Annotated in this window: 13 protein-coding genes; 5 read left to right on the top strand and 8 right to left on the bottom strand. The window is 55.3% G+C overall.

Translation table 11 applies throughout. The features are described 5' to 3' along the window. Positions 1-29: 29 nt before the first annotated feature. On the bottom strand, positions 30-2,477 hold the full coding sequence (gene fadE / locus PAGR_RS17040; RefSeq protein ID WP_014606505.1) for an acyl-CoA dehydrogenase FadE: 2,448 nt from the start codon (positions 2,475-2,477) through the stop codon (positions 30-32). A 256-nt stretch (positions 2,478-2,733) separates the two neighbouring features. Between fadE and lpcA the strand changes: the two genes are divergently transcribed. Next, positions 2,734-3,312, top strand: a complete 579-nt coding sequence (lpcA, locus tag PAGR_RS17035) for a D-sedoheptulose 7-phosphate isomerase (RefSeq protein WP_014593004.1) — start codon at positions 2,734-2,736, stop codon at positions 3,310-3,312. 54 nt (positions 3,313-3,366) lie between these two features. After that, positions 3,367-4,140, top strand: a complete 774-nt coding sequence (locus PAGR_RS17030; protein ID WP_014606504.1) for a class II glutamine amidotransferase — start codon at positions 3,367-3,369, stop codon at positions 4,138-4,140. Here the strand turns inward: PAGR_RS17030 and dpaA are convergent. Continuing rightward, on the bottom strand, positions 4,105-4,845 hold the full coding sequence (dpaA, locus tag PAGR_RS17025) for a peptidoglycan meso-diaminopimelic acid protein amidase (protein ID WP_014606503.1): 741 nt from the start codon (positions 4,843-4,845) through the stop codon (positions 4,105-4,107). The genes PAGR_RS17030 and dpaA overlap by 36 nt on opposite strands. A gap of 246 nt (positions 4,846-5,091) precedes the next feature. Here dpaA and dinB point away from each other — a divergent pair, with 246 nt between their 5' ends. Continuing rightward, positions 5,092-6,147 (top strand): DNA polymerase IV, encoded by a 1,056-nt coding sequence (gene dinB / locus PAGR_RS17020; RefSeq protein WP_014593005.1) that lies wholly within the window; start codon positions 5,092-5,094, stop codon positions 6,145-6,147. A gap of 1,265 nt (positions 6,148-7,412) precedes the next feature. On the opposite strand, the gene PAGR_RS17010 is transcribed toward dinB, so the two are convergent. The 6 genes from PAGR_RS17010 to pepD all read right to left on the bottom strand — a co-directional run bounded on the left by PAGR_RS17010 (position 7,413) and on the right by pepD (position 15,050). Continuing rightward, positions 7,413-8,480, bottom strand: a complete 1,068-nt coding sequence (locus PAGR_RS17010; RefSeq protein ID WP_014593006.1) for a sugar ABC transporter substrate-binding protein — start codon at positions 8,478-8,480, stop codon at positions 7,413-7,415. Between the two features lie 30 nt (positions 8,481-8,510). After that, positions 8,511-9,512 carry an ABC transporter permease gene (locus PAGR_RS17005; RefSeq protein WP_014606502.1) on the bottom strand — a complete coding sequence of 334 codons (1,002 nt, stop codon included), beginning with the start codon at positions 9,510-9,512 and terminating at the stop codon, positions 8,511-8,513. Further along, positions 9,509-11,014 (bottom strand): sugar ABC transporter ATP-binding protein, encoded by a 1,506-nt coding sequence (locus tag PAGR_RS17000; protein ID WP_014606501.1) that lies wholly within the window; start codon positions 11,012-11,014, stop codon positions 9,509-9,511. The genes PAGR_RS17005 and PAGR_RS17000 overlap by 4 nt, the downstream gene beginning before the upstream one ends. A gap of 313 nt (positions 11,015-11,327) precedes the next feature. After that, positions 11,328-12,299 carry a threonine ammonia-lyase gene (locus PAGR_RS16995; protein ID WP_013024776.1) on the bottom strand — a complete coding sequence of 324 codons (972 nt, stop codon included), beginning with the start codon at positions 12,297-12,299 and terminating at the stop codon, positions 11,328-11,330. 27 nt (positions 12,300-12,326) lie between these two features. After that, positions 12,327-13,319, bottom strand: coding sequence for an ornithine cyclodeaminase family protein (locus PAGR_RS16990; RefSeq protein WP_014606500.1), 993 nt, complete (start codon positions 13,317-13,319; stop codon positions 12,327-12,329). Positions 13,320-13,592: 273 nt separating this feature from the next. Continuing rightward, positions 13,593-15,050, bottom strand: a complete 1,458-nt coding sequence (gene pepD, locus PAGR_RS16985; protein ID WP_014606499.1) for a beta-Ala-His dipeptidase — start codon at positions 15,048-15,050, stop codon at positions 13,593-13,595. 252 nt (positions 15,051-15,302) lie between these two features. Between pepD and gpt the strand changes: the two genes are divergently transcribed. Both gpt and frsA read left to right on the top strand, forming a co-directional pair. After that, positions 15,303-15,761 carry a xanthine phosphoribosyltransferase gene (gene gpt / locus PAGR_RS16980; protein ID WP_014606498.1) on the top strand — a complete coding sequence of 153 codons (459 nt, stop codon included), beginning with the start codon at positions 15,303-15,305 and terminating at the stop codon, positions 15,759-15,761. Between the two features lie 115 nt (positions 15,762-15,876). After that, positions 15,877-17,130 (top strand): esterase FrsA, encoded by a 1,254-nt coding sequence (gene frsA / locus PAGR_RS16975; RefSeq protein ID WP_014606497.1) that lies wholly within the window; start codon positions 15,877-15,879, stop codon positions 17,128-17,130. Positions 17,131-17,154: the final 24 nt, after the last annotated feature.

Here is a 17,154-nt window from a genome sequence, read left to right as displayed (position 1 = left end):
AAAGGCCGACATGATGTCGGCCTGATTGTTTATGCCGCCTCACTGGGGCGGGCGGGTTTTGAGACATCCTGCTTTGCCGGCACGGCCAGCGCATCAGCCTCAAACTCATCCACGTTAATGGAACGCAGACGGCTCTGCTCGGCGCGTTTCAGCACTTCAGCTTCTTTGTCGTCAATCCAGCCCTGTTCCAACGCCTGTCTAGCCAGCGCATCCAGTCGGGTGAATGAGAAGTGTTTTTTATGCTGCTTGCACAGGCGGTCGTGAATCACTTCCGCCGCCATCACGTCCTGCAATGCCTGCTCTAACTGACCTGCAGGATTATGCTGGCTCGGCGCAAGATACTGACCACGACCTAAACGCGTACGCGTCGCCGAAGGCACCTGCAGCATTTTTGCCAGTTTGTGATCAAGACGATCGGACGGTGCAGGGCAGTGCTGACCACCGGCAAACACCATCAGTCGAATAACGCCAGCCACCAGGCGGTTCGGGAAGTTACTCAGCAGATCGTCCATGGCTTTCTCTGCTTTATTCAGTGCATCCTGCACGCCCCAGTGCACCAGCGGTAAATCGGCTTCGTGGCGTCCTTCATCGTCATAGCGTTTCAGAGTGGCAGACGCCAGGTAGAGCTGACTCAGCACATCACCCAGGCGAGCAGACATCCGTTCGCGACGTTTCAGGCTGCCGCCTAAGACCGCCATAGAGACATCTGACAGCAAGGCCAGGTTGGCACTAATGCGGTTCATGTGCTGATAATATCGACGCGTTACATCGCGGGTTGGCGCGGCGCTGGTGCGACCGCCCAGCAGGCCTAGCCACAGGCTGCGCATCGCGTTGCTGCCAACGTGACCAATATGGCTAAACAGCGCCTTATCGAAGGCGGCAACATCGTTGCTGGCGGCGGCGGCCATTTCCTGCAGGACATAAGGATGGCAACGAATTGCCCCCTGACCAAAGATAATCATGCTGCGGGTCAGAATGTTCGCGCCTTCCACGGTGATAGCGATGGGCGCACCCTGATAGGCACGCGCCAGGAAGTTGCTGTCACCCAGCATGATGCCCTTACCACCCGCGATATCCATCGCATCGATGATTGACTGTTGAGCGCGATGGGTACAGTGATATTTGACGATGGCTGACAGAACCGCGGGTTTTTCACCCTGCATAATCCCGGTGGTGATTAGCGTAGCGGCCGCGTCCATTACATAGGCATTACCTGCGATGCGCGCCAGCGGCTCTTCAATACCTTCCATTTTACCGATAGACAGCTTGAACTGACGACGGATGTGCGCATAGGCGCCGGTCGCCAGTGCCACCGTTTTCAGGCTACCGGTTGAGTTTGACGGCAGCGTGATGCCACGTCCGACGGACAGACATTCCACCAGCATCCGCCAGCCCTGACCGGCCATTTCCGGGCCGCCAATGATGAAATCAATGGGGACAAAAATGTCTTTCCCACGGGTTGGACCATTCTGGAACGGTACGTTGAGCGGGAAGTGGCGATGACCGATTTCCACGCCCGGCGTGCTGGTTGGGATCAGGGCACAGGTAATGCCCAGTTCCTCTTTCTCGCCCAGCAGATGCTCGGGGTCGGAAAGCTTAAAGGCCAGACCCAGTACGGTGGCGATTGGGGCTAACGTGATATAGCGCTTGTTCCAGGTCAGTCGCATGCCCAGCACCTGCTGGCCCTGCCATTCGCCCATGCAAACGACGCCGGTATCGGGGATTGCCCCGGCATCGGAACCGGCTTCCGGGCTGGTAAGGGCGAAACAGGGAATCTCGTCGCCCCGCGCCAGACGCGGTAAATAGTGATCTTTCTGTTTTTCCGTTCCGTAATGTTGCAGCAGTTCGCCCGGACCCAGTGAGTTAGGCACCCCCACGGTAATCGCCAGAATACCCGATACGCCCGACAGTTTTTGCAACACGCGTGCCTGGGCATAGGCGGAGAATGCCAGTCCGCCGTACTCTTTTTTAATGATCATGGCGAAGAAGCGGTGCTCTTTCAGATAGGCCCACAACTCTGGCGGCATATCCGCCAGTTCATGGGTGATCTGGAAATCATTCGCCATGCGGCAGGCTTCTTCCACCGGGCCATCAATAAAGGCCTGTTCTTCCGGCGTCAGGCGCGGTTGCGGGTAGTTGTGCAGTTTCTGCCAGTCAGGTTTGCCCTGAAACAGATCGCCTTCCCACCAGGTTGTGCCCGCGTCAATCGCCTCTTTTTCCGTACGAGACATCGGCGGCATGACCTGCTGAAAGCGCTGCAGCACCGGTTTGGAAAACAGTTTGCGGCGCAGGCTGGTCAGGTTCAGCGGCACCAGGATGATCGCCAGCGGCAACAGCAGCCACGGCGTCCACAGGTGGGCCACCGCCATCGCAGCGGTCCACAGCAGCAGGATTGCGCTACTGAGTGACAGAGAGATGCGGTGATAAAACAGGGCGCCAATTAGCACCACTGTCGCAAGAATCGAGACAACCATCATAATGAAGTGCTCCGTTAAGTAGTAAGAGGTCTGACCTGTTATAAGGAGAGGTTTAAATCACCTGCTGGCATTTATCAATTTGTTTACATCGCAATTACAACCTGACTCACAAAATCAGCGAAACAGCGCCCGTAATGAAAATAACGAACGTGAAAAAAACGGCGGGCACACGGCTATCTGACCCTGTGGTGCTTTGCGCAGGTCAACCATTCCGTTAAACTTGCTGCGATTAACCTCCCCTACAAAGGACAAGTCTATGTATCAGGACATTATTCGTTCAGAGCTCAATGAAGCGGCAGAGACGTTGAATCACTTTCTGAGTGACGACGCGAACATTCACACCATCCAACGGGCGGCGGTGATGTTGGCTGACAGCTTCAAAGCGGGCGGCAAAGTGCTTTCCTGCGGCAACGGTGGTTCTCACTGTGATGCGATGCACTTTGCTGAAGAACTCACGGGCCGCTACCGTGAAAATCGTCCTGGATATCCGGCTATTGCCATTTCAGACGTCAGCCACCTTTCCTGCGTGAGCAATGACTTCGGCTATGACCACGTCTTTTCCCGTTACGTTGAAGCGGTAGGGCGTTCAGGCGACGTGCTGCTCGGGATCTCGACGTCAGGAAACTCGGCCAACATCATCAAGGCCGTTGAGGCTGCGCGTGCGCAGGGGATGAAAGTGATCACTCTGACGGGTAAAGATGGCGGCAAGATGGCTGGCAGCGCGGACATTGAAATCCGTGTGCCGCATTTTGGCTATGCCGATCGCATTCAGGAGATCCATATTAAAGTGATTCATATCCTGATGCTGCTGATTGAAAAAGAGATGGTCAGGTAACAGCACGACTGGCCTCCTGAGCGGCAGGAGGCGTTTTGACATAAGGCGGTTGCTATGTGCGAATTGCTCGGGATGAGCGCCAATGTTCCCACCGACATTTGTTTCAGTTTTACCGGATTAGTGCAGCGCGGCGGCGGAACAGGGCCGCATAAAGACGGCTGGGGTATTACGTTTTACGAAGATAAAGGTTGCCGCACCTTTAAAGATCCCTTGCCGAGTTTTAATTCCCCCATTGCGCGTCTGGTGCAGGAATACCCGATCAAGTCCCATTCCGTCGTGGCGCATATTCGCCAGGCGAACCGTGGGCCGGTCTCTCTGGAAAACACCCATCCGTTTACGCGGGAACTGTGGGGGCGAAACTGGACCTATGCGCACAACGGGCAGCTTAAAGGCTACAGGCAACTAGAGACCGGAACCTTTCGTCCGGTTGGTGAAACCGACAGTGAAAAGGCATTCTGCTGGATCCTGCACAAGCTGGCCACGCGCTATCCGCGTACGCCAGGTAACTGGCCTGCGGTCTTTCGCTATATCGGCGAACTGGCGGGCGAACTGCGGCAGAAGGGCGTGTTTAACATGCTGCTGTCGGATGGTCGCTACTTAATGGCGTTCTGCTCCACCAATCTGTTCTGGATTACCCGCCGAGCCCCTTTTGGCCGGGCGCAGCTACTTGATCAGGATGTGGAAATTGATTTCCAGAAACATACCAGCGCGAACGATGTGGTCACTGTCATTGCGACACAGCCGTTAACGGGGAATGAAACCTGGCACCGGATCGTGCCAGGCGAATGGGCTTTATTTTACCTTGGAGAGCGCCAGGAACGACTGTGAGGCCGCTTCGGGTTGTGTGATGACCGGGCTGCTGTTCATCACATATCTGCCGCTGGCAACATTTACCGTTGGCGGCTGATGATATTGCGCAAAGTAGGCATAGCCGGGCTGAAGCTGCTTCCAGAAATCCGCATAGGTGGAATAGCGATGACGCTGCATATTGCTCTCCGTCATGCGAAACGGATAAATGGCAATATTCACTTCCTGCTGGCCATTGCGTAATGCGGCGTTCACATAAGTGAAAATCTGATCCATGTAAGCATTGGTCATGGCATAGCAGCCGATAGACTTGCAGTCGCCATGAATCATCAGGTAGTTACCGCTGTAGCCCTGATCGCGGTCATATTGGTTGGGAAAGCCAATATTAATCGCGCGGTAAAAACGACTGTCTGGCTTCAGTTGATTCATTTTTACGCTGTAAAAACCTTCCGGGCTTTTAAAATCGCCTTCACGACGTTTAGGGCCAAGGCCGCCAGAAAAGTTGCAGATGCGGTAGGTATCCAGCAAACGGTACTCATTACCAATTTTGCCGTATAGCTCAAGCGTACGCTCTTCCTTAAAGATCTGAATATAAACCGGTGTACCGATTAGCTGTTTCTTTAATTCTTTACTGACCGGGGCCAGTTGCTGAACCGGCTCAGGAGTCATTGCCATGCTGAGGGCTGGCAGTAAAATCATCGCAAACAGAAGTGCGATTTTGCCCATGCTGTGTATACCTTGAAGTGAAGAAGAACAATGGCGCGGTAAGTGCGCCTCTGTTTGCATTATCGGAACTTTCCGCTACCGCAGCGCAACATTAAACATTGTGTGTTTTTTTAGCAATACAGCGCAGAGCAAAATGTCCATTTCTTTGATGGAATAGCGCTGAAAATTTGTAAAGTTTGTTAGCAACTGCAAGAAATATTGCACAAGTCTCTTCTGACTGTATACTTATCCAGTGCTGGAGGGGCGATGCGTAAGATCATTCATGTCGATATGGACTGCTTTTTTGCTGCAGTGGAAATGCGTGATGACCCTTCATTACGTGATATTCCCATGGCCATTGGCGGCAGCCGCGATCGCCGCGGCGTGATCAGTACCGCTAACTATCCGGCACGTAAATATGGCGTGCGCAGTGCGATGCCGACCGGTATGGCATTAAAGCTTTGCCCCCATCTGCGTTTATTGCCCGGGCGCTATGAAGTCTATAAAGAAGCCTCCAGCCAGATTCGCGCCATCTTTTCCCGTTTTACCTCCCTTATTGAGCCGCTGTCGCTGGATGAAGCCTATCTGGACGTTACCGACAGCACGCACTGCCAGGGCTCTGCCACGTTGATCGCCCAGGAGATCCGCGCCACTATTTTTCGCGAAACGCAGCTTACCGCCTCGGCGGGCATCGCACCGATCAAGTTCCTTGCCAAGATCGCCTCCGATTTAAATAAGCCGGATGGTCAGTACGTCATCACGCCTGCGCAGATGTCTGACTTTTTGCTGGCATTACCCTTGGCAAAAATCCCCGGCGTGGGGAAAGTCTCGGCAAAAAAGTTGGAAGAGATGGGCCTGCACACCTGCGCCGACGTGCAAAATGCCGATTTGGCACTGCTGCTAAAACGTTTTGGTAAGTTTGGCCGGATATTATGGGAGCGCAGCCACGGTATTGATGAACGCGGTGTGGTGGTGGAACGCGAACGGAAATCATTAGGCGTTGAGCGTACGCTGGCTGACGATATCGACAGCTGGGAGCGCTGCCTGGAAATCATTGATTACCTCTATGCCGAGCTTGATCGGCGCCTGACGCAGATTCGCCCCGATAAGCATATTGCGCGCCAGGGCGTGAAGCTGAAGTTCAGTGATTTCCAGCAGACGACTCAGGAGCATGTCTGGCCGGTGCTAAATAAAGAAGACATGATTGCCGTGGCGCGTAAAACCTGGGATGAGCGCCGGGCGGGTCGCGGTGTGCGGCTGGTGGGATTGCATGTGACGCTGGTGGATCCGCAGCTGGAGCGGCAGCTGTTGCTGGGCATATAGAGGGAGTTCCGCCGTTGGCGGGGATGGGGTTTGCTCTGAGTATGTTCCGCCCGCCAGGCTGCAGGGAGTTTCAGCCTGCCCGTGCAGGCGGTCGGGTTAAGGGGCTCGCGCCAGCCCCTTAACAATCCCGGCGTCCGGCAGCCGCCGCTGTACCTTCGTCACTCACTGCGGCCTGACGGACCGTCCGGATGCGCCATCCCTGGCGCAGCCGTCCTCGTCGCGGCGTCCCTGCCGCGCCGTCCTGGCCTTCGTTCTCTCCTCAGCGCGGCGGATGCCTCCTGAAAACCCCCGCCTGTGGGATTTTGTTCTTTTTTTTGTGCGGCTTTGCCTGGGGCCTGCCAGGTGATAAGTCCACGGTTTTGCTCCGAGAATGTTCCGCCCGCCAGGCGGTGGGGAGTTTCAGCCTGTCCATGCAGGCGGTCGGGTTAAGGGGCTTGCGCCAGCCCCTTAACAATCCCGGCGTCCGGCAGCCGCCGCTGTACCTTCGTCATTCACTGCGGCCTGACGGACCGTCCGGATGCGCCGTCCCTGGCGCAGCCGTCCTCGTCGCGGCTTCCGTGCCGCGCCGTCCTGGCCTTCGTTCTCTCCTCAGCGCGGCGGATGCCTCGAGCAAACCCTCGCCTGTGAGGGCGTGTATTTTTCCCAAAGGCCTGCTTTGCCTGTTATTAACATGCGCAATCAGAACTGAAGACAGGAAGGCCTGACGAAAATGAAAAAATGAACAGCAATAAGCTGTGATGCTTTTCTGGCATCTGAAGCGACGCGGAAAGTAGTTTTGGCACAGGTATCAAAGCGGTGGAGTGGGCCGGCCTTCCCACTCGCTGAGCGGATGCAGGATTTCCGGATGAGCCGACAGGACGTCGGCGAAAGTCAGGCCGCGCCAGGGATGGCGCGGCCTGGCGGTCCGGCAGAAATCCTGAAGCAGCGAAGGGACCGCGCAGCGGCGGGTGGGCAGGACGGGAGCCCGGGGTCAAGGGGCCGCGGCGACTGGCGGCCCCTTGTCGGTCGCCCGCATGGGGCGAGCTGAAACTGCCTGCCGCCTGGCGAGCGAAACCTTCCCGGAGCTTTATGACTGGACGCCGCTCAGGCTGTAAAGCCGGGAGCCCGGGGTCAAGGGGCCGCGGCGACTGGCGGCCCCTTGTCGGTCGCCCGCACGGGGCGAGCTGAAACTGCCTGCCGCCTGGCGAGCGAAACCTTCTCGGAGCTTTGTGACTGGATGCCGCTCAGGCAGCCCGCCTTAACCACCCCTGTTCGGCGACGAACACCTACTTCTTATATTTCGCTTCCAGCGTCGCAAACCACGGCTGGACGAAATCCTCATTACTGCCCCAGCCTGGAATAATCTTGTTCAGCGATGCCACGTTCACCGCACCAGGATGGCTGTTGAGCGCCTGCTGAGAAATCGATGCGGCTTTGAATTCATACGTCGCTGGGGTGGTTTCACCGGCAATCTTGTTCGCTACCAGGCGCATATTTACGGCCCCGATGGTTTTAGGGTCGACGGCGACGGTCTGTACCCACGGGCTGCCTTTCTGACGCATCAGCTGCAAATCCTGATTGGAGACATCAATGCTGTACAGTTTGATCTCTGTACGGCCATTCTCCTGCAGCGCTTTATAAGCGCCCTGGCTGAACGCATCCCACGCGCCCCAGATGGCATCGATCTTGCCTTTGGGGTATTTCGCCAGAATAGCGCCCACTTTATTGGCGGTGTCGCCCTGAACATCCGTTGATACCGCGCCAATCGACTCAAGTTGATGAATGCCCGGGTTCTCTTTCAGCAATTTTTCATAAACCACCTGACGACGTTCCATCGGTGGGAAACCCGCTACCCATAATTTAACGATGTTGGCTTTACCGTTGAAATCTTTGATTAACTGTCCCAGAGACAGTTGAGCCAGAGAAGCATCATCCTGAGCTGTCACCGTAACGCCCGGAATCGGGGTATCCACCGGTGTATCAAATACCGAGACTTTAATACCAGCGTCCGCAATGCGTTTTACCAGCGCGCTGGCGTATGGCGCTTTGCCATGTGACAGAACAATACCGTCGTATTTCTGGCTGATGGCCTGATTCACGAAATCCTGAAAGCGCGCATCGTCGCCGTTGCTGAGAAACGTACTGACTTTAAAGCCCAACTGGCGGCCTTGTTGAATCGCCCCCGCAACAAACTGCGTGGTGTTGTCGTCTGAGCCAAGGTTACGGATAACCGCAATACGGATCGGCCCTTCATGGTTAGCGATAGCGGCAGGAACGGGCGTAACGGTGTCGGCAAACGCTGCGCTGGCGTTTAGCAGGCTTAATGCCAGCAGCGAGAGTGTTATCTTTTTCATTATTCTTAACTCCAGTAAGGGGAACGCGCCTCAGCGGCGCTGAACGTACGTGATAGCCAGTGCTAAAGCCAGCACCAGCCCTTTAATAATGTCCATGGCGTAATAGGGCACGGATAACATCACCAGACCGTTTTGCAGCACGCCAAGAATAACGGCACCAAGTAGCGTACCCAGCGCATTCGGTTTACCTGAACCGGCAAGGGATAAGCCGATCCAGGCCGCAGCGACGGCATCCATCAGATAACCGCCGCCCGCATTCGCCTGCGACGATCCAATGCGTGAGGCCAGCAGAATACCGCCCAGCCCCGCTAACAATGAGGCGATAACATAGGCCAGTACGCGATAACGCGTGGTACGAATACCCGAAAGTCTGGCGGCTTCAGGATTACCGCCCAACGCGTACATGCGGCGACCGTGCTTTGTCAGGGATAACGCCAGCTGTGCAACGACCGTGACAACCAACATGATAATGACGATGGTGGGCACCTGGCCCAGCAGGTTAAAGGTTGCCGGAATTGTGCCCTCAGCCATGTCGCCGCTGGGCAACACCATATTTTCCGTAATCGAGCCACCAAAGCTGTAGGTCATTGCCACGCCCTGAATCACAAAGAGGGTGGCGAGTGTTGCCAGCATGTCGGGAATACGCAGCACCACGATCAGGAAGGCGTTGAACAGGCCGACCAGCGTACAAAGGGCCAGCGTAATTGCGATAGCCGCCGTCGTATCAAAGCCGTACCAGACGAATAACGAAATCACCAGGGCGTTTGCCAGTGAGGCGGTCGAACCAACGGAAAGATCGAAGCCGCCCACGGTCAGCGACACGGAAACGCCCACGGCGATAACGGTCACGATGGCGATGGATCGCAGGATATTAATGATATTGTTCGGCTCCAGAAAACTGTCGGACGCCAGACCAAAGGCTGCGATCAATATCACTACCGTCAGCAGCATGCCCCACTTGTACAGGAAATCGAACAGTTGATGGCGCAGCGAGGAAGACGCTGCATTCAGGGATAAGTCTTTACTGCTCACGCAGGGGTTCCTCCGGTGGAATAGAGCAAAAGTGTCTCTTCTGTGGCTTGCCGTCCCTCTAACTCCGCCACAATACGTCCATCCCAGAGCACACAAATACGGTCGCATAAGCCGACCAGTTCAGAAAATTCGCCAGAGGCGTAAATTATGCCTTTGCCTTCTTGGGCAAGTTTGCTTATCAGCGTGAACAGCTCGGTTTTGGCTTTAACGTCCACGCCTTTCGTGGGTTCATCAAAAATCAGTACGTCGGCGTTGTTGCGTAACCACTTGCCTATCGCCACTTTTTGCTGATTACCGCCTGAGAGACGACGCAACTGCTGCGCCGGGCCTGTCGTACGTACGCTGAGACGACGGATAACCTCCTCTGCCCAGCGCCAGGCCTGACGATGACCAAACAGGCTCCAGCGGGAAAAACTGTCGTCTGCGCTGATACTCAGGTTCATCGCCACCGATTCATCAATGAAAATGCCTTCTTTGCGACGCTCTTCGGGCACCAGGGCCATGCGCTGTTGCACCGAGTCGTGTGGCGATCGCGGTTTCCAGCGTTTACCGTGCAGTTCACCGTCTGAAACACGGCTCTTACTGGCACCGAACAGCGCCTTGCAGAGTTCGGTTTTCCCTGCACCGGCCAGACCGGCAATGCCCAGAATCTCGCCTTTGTGCAGGCGCAGCGAGATATCCTGTAGCAGGTGTTCATCATGCAAACCCTCCACCGCCATGAGCACTGACTGCGGCTGAAAGGGGCGACGCGGGGGATAAATATCGGTTAACGGATGCCCCAGCATTTTTTCAACAATCTGCTCACCGCTCAGCGAAGCCATCGGGGCGCTTTCGATCAGCCGTCCATCGCGCAGCACCGTCAGGCGATCGCAAATGGCTTTCAGCTCGTGGATGCGGTGAGAAATAAACACCACGCCAATGCCGCTGGTCTGCAGGCGACGGACCACGGCGAACAGGCGTTCGCTCTCGTGCTGGTCTAGCGGCGCAGTAGGTTCATCGAGGATCAGAAAGCGGCAGTGATGCGACAGGGCTCTCGCCAGCAGAATTTGCTGCTTCTCCGCCAGCGAGCAGCGCTCTACCGGGCGTTTAACATCTATGCTGGCATCCAGTTGGGCCAGCAGTTGGCGCGCCTGGCGACGAATATCGCCCCAGCGAAAGCCGTGGCCGGGCTCGGCCAGCTGATCCAGCAGAATATTTTCAGCGACGCTTAATTGCGGCACCAGCGCCACATCCACCTCCTGCTGTACAAGGTGAATGCCCAACTGCTTCGCGTCTCGCGGGCTGCGAATCGACACAGGTTTACCGTCCAGCAGAATCTCGCCGCTGTAGTGACTATGGGCGCCCGAGAGCACCGCCATCAGCGTAGACTTACCGGCACCATTGGCCCCGGTCAGAGCATGAACCGAGTGGCCTTCACTCTGAAAATCCACCGACGTTAACGCGGCAAATCCGCCAAAATCGATGGAGATGTTACGCATCTCAAGGCGATTTAAAGCACGCATTGCAGGGATCTCCATTAAAGTCACTGACCACATTTTTTCCTGAAGCATCAGGCACGGCAACAGCCGAAAGCGCATAAGTTAGCACAGAAACTTATTAGCCATCCAGACATCTGGACATAATGGCGGCTAAAGCTGGTGAAGCGCAGTAAGTTGGTGATTTAGCGGCAGGAAGTGGGCTTACTCCAGCGGATTATGCTGCGCAGGCACCAGGAACGCTGTGACGCGCTTTCACTCATCAGGAAAGAATGCGCGCGCGCTGGGATGCTGAAGGCCAACGTGACCCGGTTAATCTTTAAAACGGGGGCAGGGCAGGTTATTTGAATGCGTAAACCTCGGCTAAGTCGGCCAGATCCCAGTTTCCCCCAGTGAGCAGCACACACACTTTCTCGTCGGGTTGCAGGCTAACCGATCCCGCCAGTAGCGCACCGAGACCGATTGCGGCGGCCGGTTCCGCAATCAATTTTGCATCCCTCGCAAGCACGCGCATGCCCTGAATAATATGTTCTTCATCTACCACAATAATCTCGTCGACGTACCTCTCGATAATGGGGTAGGGATTACGTCCCGGTACGCTAATTCTTAAGCCGTCAGCGATGGTGTTGAGCAGCGGAAGGGAGGTGGGCTGCTGGTTGATCCGGCTTTGATAATATTTCGGCGTCAGGGCTGGCTCAGCCCCAATGACCCTGACAGCGGGGCGAGATTCTTTGATGGCCGTGGCGACACCGGAAAGAAGCCCGCCACCGCCCAGCGGCACGATCACGGTATCCACATCCGGTAAATCATTCAGTATTTCGCAGCCGATCGTGCCCTGACCGGCCATAACCATTGGATCTTCAAAGCCATGCACCACCGCATAGTTGTTTAGCTCGGCAATCTCATAGACTTTTTTCCAGCGCGAGGCGTTGTCGCCATCGAAGAGAATAATCTCCGCACCCAGGGCCCGGGTGTTCTCGATTTTGATTTTCGGCGTCGTTACCGGCAACACCAGAACCACTTTCACGCCCAGCATGCTGGCCGCATACGACAGGCCCTGCGCATGATTGCCTGATGAACTTGAAATAATGCCGTGAGCAAAGGCTTCAACGGGCAGGGAAAGCACTTTATTTAACGCACCGCGAATTTTAAACGCGCCGGTAATTTGCAGCGTTTCCGGTTTGAGATAGAGCTGGCAGCCCACCTGTTTTTCAATTTTCTCAGCGCGCAGCAAGGGTGTGTGACGAATATGGGCGGCAATGCGCTGTTGCGCTTCGTGAATATCTTGCAGGGTAGGATACTGACGCGTCATAGCGGTTACCTTCGTCTGGACGAAAAATTATTCAAAAAAAGCAAAACGGGTTCCGACGCCTTTTTCAATCGCTTTGCGGTAAATTTTACCGGCGGTCGTGTTGTCCTGGATGGACAGTCCGGTGGAGTCAAAAAAGGTAATTTCCGCCTCGTTCTCTCTGCCCGGTTTATTGCCCAGCAAGATTTCACCTATCTCAGCATGAATCGCGTTTTCACTGATGATGTTTCTGTCCAGCGCGTGCCAGGTTTCCCCTTTCTGCGTGCACTGGGTCAGGGAATCGACAACGATTTTTGCCCGGCTGAAAATCTGCGGATCGAACTCCTGCTTGCCGCGCTGGTCGGTGCCGATGGCGATGATATGGGTGCCGGGCTTGATCCAACTGGCTTCGACCAGCGGCCCTTTGCCTCGGGTGGTGGTAATGACAATATCGGCTTGCTCCACCGCGGCCTGACAGCTCTCAGCCACAATCACCGGAATGCCAAACGCGCTTTCAATATCCTTTTTAAAGGCAATACGGGTTGCTGGCGTTCGGCTCCACGCATGAATCTCCTCAATTTGCATTACCCTGACAATGGCGCTGATCTGCATTCTGGCCTGATTGCCGGTGCCTATCATCGCAATTTTTTTTGCCCCGGCGCGCGCCAGCGCCTTCACAGAAACGGCACCCGAGGCGCCGGTTCGCAGGCCGGTAATCAGGCTGCCGTCCATGACGCAGCACAGCGCACAGCTACGGGCATCAAATAAAATTACCGTACCCATGCCGCCCGGCAGGCCATATTCCACCGGATTCTGGGGAAAAGGACCGGAGGAAGCCTTCATCGAAATCAGTTCACTGGTTTTGTAATAACTGGTTTTGAAGTCGATTTCCCCTCCCGCTTCGGGGAGATGCAGGCCAATATAATCCGGCTGTTCCACCAGGTTGCTGTTGAACGCTTTATAGGCTTCTTCTACGGCCTCAATGACGTCGTCGGTGCTGATGAGCTGACGGACTTCCTGTTTGGTAAGCAATAACGTATTCATGCACCCTCTCATTGTGCAGTGGAGAACGCCTCTCCGTCACACAAAGGGCATGATGCCGTGGCCGGAGGCAGTTTGGCTAATGCGCATTATTGCATCGGCGGTGCAACAGAAAATGTCAATTTGCGGGTGGAATAAACGCATTTAGCTGTTTTAGCGAGCGATAGCGAAAGCGCATGCTAAGTCAGTGCCGGGTAGCGAGGGAGGGGGCCAAAAGGGGCAATAAAAAAGGGTTTATGATGAACATAAACCCTCAGAGACGTTATCGCGCTGGAATTACTTTTCGGGCACCACGTTCAGCAGCGTCGTCAGCAGTTTCCAGTAAAGACCGACGCTCTCGATGTGCACCTGCTCATCGGGTGAGTGGGGACCGGTGATCGTTGGGCCAATTGAAACCATATCCATATCTGGATAAGGCTTTTTGAACAGACCACATTCCAGGCCTGCGTGAATAACCTGAATGTTAGGCGTCTTGTTGAACAGTGCCATGTAGGTTTCACGGGTCAGTGCCATAATGGGCGAATCTGCATCTGGCTGCCAGCCAGGGTAGCCGCCTTTCGGCTTCGTTTGCGCACCTGCCAGCTGGCCCAGTGAGGTTAACATCTGCACAACGTAATCGCGGCCGGTATCGATCAGCGAACGAATCAGGCAGTTAATTTCTGCTTTATCGGCCTCCATCGTGACCACGCCGACGTTCAGTGAGGTTTCAACCACGCCTTTGGCAACGTCAGAGTTACGGATCACGCCGTTTGGCGTGCTGTTCAGCAAATTCAGGAAGCGATCGCGGCTCTCTGTTGTCAGCGCATCATCCTGATGGGCAACCGGCTCGCTGACAAAGGCGATGTTTTTCTCTTTCACGCCGTGTTCATTTTGCAACGCAGCCAGGAAGCTGGCGGCTGCCGATTTCAGGTTGTCCACTTTGCTGCTGTCAACAGACACGGTCGCAAAGGCTTCACGTGGAATCGCGTTACGCAGCGTTCCCCCGGTGAACGTCACCAGACGTAAATCCAGCTCTGCGGCATGGGCGGCAAGGAAACGAGCCAGTAACTTGTTGGCATTCCCCAGGCCCATATGAATATCTGCGCCGGAGTGGCCGCCACGCAAACCTTTCAGCGTAAGCTTCAGGGTTTCGCTACCAGCCGGAACGGCTTCACGAGTCAGGGGGAGCGTAGTGATAAAGTCGATACCGCCCGCGCAACCCATGTAGATCTCACCTTCTTCTTCCGAATCGGTGTTGATCAGAATATCGGCCTGCAACCAGCCTGGCTGTAAGCCAAACGCGCCATCCATGCCGGTTTCTTCGGTCATGGTCAACAAGACTTCCAGCGGGCCGTGAGTCAGGCTGCTGTCCGCCAGGACGGCCAGCGCAGACGCCATGCCAATGCCGTTATCGGCACCCAGCGTCGTGCCGCGCGCTTTCACCCATTCGCCATCAACATAAGGCTGGATAGGATCTTTGGTGAAGTCGTGAACGGTATCGTTGTTTTTCTGCGGCACCATATCAAGGTGAGCCTGCAGCACCACCGGGGTGCGCTTTTCCATCCCCGGGGTGGCTGGTTTACGGATCAGAATATTGCCTACCTGATCGCGCTCACACCAGAAACCTTGTTCTTTAGCCCAGCCAACGATATAGCTTGCCAGTGCTTCTTCATGAAAAGAAGGATGCGGAATAGAGCAGATCTTAGCGAAAAAATCCCACAGTGGCTGTGGAGAGAGTTGAGACAATTCAGACACGACAAGTCTCCTGTGTCAGTGCGCCGGCCAGGCCGGACATTGCGAAGTTCCAGTGAAAGATCGCCGTCAGTATACCGACGAGATAGGGCGAGAATATCACTGTTTCTCACCCGGTGTGATATTCAACGCGTTAAAAAGCCGCAACCAGAAGCCAGGTGCTGGTTTTTAGCGCGTCATGTCCTTATAATCTCGCGCAACCTTTTCCCCGTTGCACATTTTTTAAGCCACACTGACTGGCTGGGATACCTATTTATGAGCGAAAAATACGTCGTTACCTGGGACATGCTGCAGATTCATGCCCGTAAACTGGCTCAACGCCTGCTTCCTGTTGAACAGTGGAAAGGCATCATTGCAGTCAGCCGCGGCGGTCTGGTACCGGCTTCGCTGCTGGCACGTGAACTGGGTATTCGCTATGTCGATACCGTTTGTATTTCCAGCTACGATCACGATCACCAGCGCGAAATGAAAGTGTTAAAGCGCGCTGAAGGCGATGGCGAAGGCTTTATCGTGATTGACGACCTGGTTGATACCGGCGGCACCGCACAGGCCATTCGCGAAATGTACCCAAAAGCCCGTTTCTGCACCATTTTTGCTAAGCCTGCGGGCCGTGAGCTGGTTGACGATTATATTGTTGATATCCCTCAGAACACCTGGATTGAGCAGCCATGGGACATGGGCGTGGTCTATATTCCGCCGATTGTAAAAAGCTGATTGATGTAACACAAACAACGCCCGGTTTTCCGGGCGTTGTGCTTTATGCGCCTCGCGAGTTGTTTTGCAGTACAGTACACTTACTTACCGCTGTTAATGCTGTCAGAGAGGTAATATGCCTGGCAAAAACCTGAGCGTTGAGCTGTTCAAGCCTCGTTTTAAACACCCTGAAACCTCGACCCTGGTGCGACTGCGTCGTCACGCCACACATGAGGTGCATTCTGCGCTGGATGGGGACAGCCAGCGTGGCTGGTACCGGATGCTTAATAAGCTGATGTGGGCCTGGCGTGGTTTGCCCTCCCAGGAGATTAGCGAGGTGCTGGCGCGAATCGCCATCAGCGATGTTGAGCACACCAATTCGGCGCTGCTGGATACGGTCATCGGTTACCGTAACGGTAACTGGAACTACGAGTGGAGCAGGCAGGCGGGCATCTGGCAGCAGCGGGCACTTGACGCGAACACAGACGAACACGATCGGGCTGGTCACGACTGGTTACATGCGTCGCATCTCTACAGCGTGGCGGCGTATCCTTATATAAAAGGCGATGAGCTGGCCGATCAGGCGCAGACGCTGGCCAGCCGCGCTTATGAAGAGGCAACCCAACGGCTACCCGGAGAGCTTAAAACGCTCACCTTTCCGATTCAGGGCGGCAGCCCGGTAAGCGGCTTTTTGCATATGCCGTCCGGCGTGGACGCGCCTTATCCCACCGTCATGTTTTGCGGCGCGCTGGATTCGCTACAAACCGATCATTATCGTCTGTTCCATGACTATCTGGCACCGCGTGGCATTGCCATGCTCACGCTGGATATGCCTTCCGTGGGCAATTCGATGAAGTGGAAGCTCAGCCAGGATACCAGCTTTCTGCATCAGCAGGTCCTGCGTGACCTGACCTCTGTCCCCTGGATCGATCACACACGCGTTGCCGCGTTGGGCTTTCGCTTTGGTGCCAATGTGGCGGTCCGTCTGGCCTATCTCGAATCACAGCGGCTTAAAGCCGTGGCCTGTCTGGGACCGGTCGTACACAGTCTGCTGACGCAGGCTCCTCTGCAGAACAAAGTGCCGGATATGTATATGGATATGCTTGCCAGCCGACTCGGCATGACGGGCACCACGGACAGCGCATTGCGGGCGGAACTGCTTAGCTACTCCCTGAAAAATCAGGGCTTGCTGGGGCGCAGAACCTCAACGCCAATGTTGTCCGCCTACTGGACAAACGATCTCTTCAGCCCGGAAGAGGAGAGCAAATTAATCGCTAGCTCCTCGTCGCAGGGTAAGGCCTTGTTAATTCCGGTAAAACCGGTGATCGCCAGTTTTGATAAGGCACTTAATGAAATCAGCGACTGGCTGGCACAACGTTTGCAAAGATAGCTGGCAAAATTTGCCGTGTTTGCT

The organism is Pantoea ananatis PA13, from assembly GCF_000233595.1.
Lineage (GTDB): Bacteria > Pseudomonadota > Gammaproteobacteria > Enterobacterales > Enterobacteriaceae > Pantoea > Pantoea ananatis.
This window is presented reverse-complemented; position numbering and strand designations above follow the sequence as displayed.